Source organism: Aerococcus sp. L_32 (assembly GCF_050689315.1).
On record NZ_JBOEQF010001189.1, the window covers coordinates 1 to 562 of the forward strand.

The 562-nt window shown below is 36.8% G+C and carries 1 protein-coding gene; it reads right to left on the minus strand.

The window, feature by feature from the left end; translation table 11 throughout:
• Positions 1-562, minus strand: a 562-nt coding sequence (locus ACRCJ0_RS18870; protein ID WP_431391736.1) for an ATP-binding cassette domain-containing protein, incomplete at both ends; no start/stop codon positions are given.

The following is a 562-nucleotide window of genomic DNA, read 5'->3' on the forward strand; positions in this document are numbered from 1 at the left end:
CACCAATACATTGGCTTTAGATAACATCATCTTGGATAACATACAACGAACACGTTCCCCACCTGACAATACATCTAGGTTTTTATTTACTTCGTCACCAGAGAATAACATGCGACCTAAGAATGAACGTAAGAATGTGTTATCTTCTTCCTCTGGACCATTGGCAAATTGACGTAACCAATCAAGAATACTTTGTTGACTGTTTTCAAATTCATCTGAGTTATCACGTGCCAAGTAAGTTTGACTTGTAGTGACACCCCATTTGTATGAACCTGAGTCTGGTTCCATATTCCCTGTGATGATTTCCATTAAAGCAGTAGTTGAAATATCGTTACGAGATACAAAAGCGACTTTATCTTTTGGACGGATAATGAACGAAACATTATCTAATACTTTCACGCCATCAATTGTTTTAGAAAGGTTTTCTACAGTTAATACATCATTACCAATTTCCCGTTCTGGTTCGAAACCAACAAATGGATATTTACGGCTTGAAGGACGGATGTCATCCAATTCGATTTTCTCCAATGTTTTCTTACGAGATGTCGCTTGTTTTGATTTA